General features: G+C 58.3%; 1 protein-coding gene. It reads right to left on the reverse strand.

What is annotated here, in order from left to right:
• Positions 1–26: 26 nt before the first annotated feature.
• Positions 27–1,207 (reverse strand): IS3 family transposase gene (locus ACFQDM_RS15545; RefSeq protein WP_377380593.1). Its coding sequence is split into 2 segments (ribosomal slippage): positions 27–895 and positions 895–1,207, totalling 1,182 coding nucleotides; the frame shifts between segments, so codons are not numbered across the junction.
• Between the last annotated feature and the right edge of the window lie 60 nt (positions 1,208–1,267).

Consider the following 1,267-nt stretch of genomic DNA (forward strand, 5'->3'; position numbering starts at 1 on the left):
GCTCGAACTGAATAGCCCCGATTTTCTTAGGCGGCTTCGCGTCTCCTCATCTGCCGCCGTTCGAAGTCGGCAGGCGACAGCATCCCGTTCCTCGCATGCTTTCGCTTTGGATTGGAGAACATCTCGATGTAATCGAACACGTCCTGTCTTGTGTCTTTGCGTGTCCGGTAGGTCCTGCGCCTGATCCTTTCGCGTTTGAGCAGATGGAAGAAGCTCTCGGCGACTGCGTTGTCATGACAGTTGCCGCGGCGGCTCATCGAATGCTCAAGATTGTGAGCACGCAGGAATGCGGCCCAATCCATACTGGTGAATTGACAGCCTTGATCCGAATGGATCAGCACCTTGTTCTTCGGCTTTCGTCGCCAGACGGCTATCATCAGGGCCTGCAGAACGACATCTGTCGTCTGACGGCTCTGCATGGACCAGCCGACCACGCGCCGGGAGTAAAGATCGATGACCACCGCGAGGTAGACGAACCCTTCTTGCGTCCGGATATAGGTAATATCGGTCACCCAGACCTTGTCCGGGGCCTCGACGTCGAACTTCCGGTCAAGAGTATTATCGACCACGACCGATGGCTTGCCACCATAACTGCCGGGGCGGCGCCTGTAGCCGATCTGCGCCTTGATACCTGCAAGCTGAGCCAATCTGGCTACCCGGTTCGGACAGATGCTCTCGCCCTGTTCAACCAGATCGTCATGGAGCTTGCGATAGCCATAGATCTTGCCGCTCTCCGCCCAAGCCTTCTGCAGCAGCTCGGTCTGGCGCCTGTCTTTCTGCGCCCGTGCGCTCAGCGGTGCCTTCAGCCATGCATAGAACCCGCTCGGCTGGACGCGCAGGCAACGACACATCGTCCGCACAGAAGACTGACCCCGATGCTCGGCCACGAACGCCGTCGCCAGCGGGCTTGAACCGATGGCGCCTCGCTGGCTCCACTCACCTTGCATCCCGAGCGAAATATGCGGTGGCTTTTTTTTAAGATGTCACACTCCTCCGACACCCGGACCAGTTCACGCTTCAGCCGCCGGATCTCTGCATCCTTCTCCGTGTCACCCGACACTGCCATCGTGAACTTGCGCTTCCACGCATAGAGCGAATGCGTGCTGACGCCGAGCCGAGCCGAAACCTCCTTGGACGGATAGCCCCGCTCCGTGATCTGCGCTACCGCATCTCGCTTGAACTCGTCCATGAAATTACCTGCGCCCATCATGGCCTCCTTGCCTCAAAGTTAGCGAAGAAAGCGTCCAGGAAACATGAGGCTATTCAC

Origin of the sequence: Ponticaulis profundi, assembly GCF_042659465.1 — a bacterium.
Lineage (GTDB): Bacteria > Pseudomonadota > Alphaproteobacteria > Caulobacterales > Hyphomonadaceae > Ponticaulis > Ponticaulis profundi.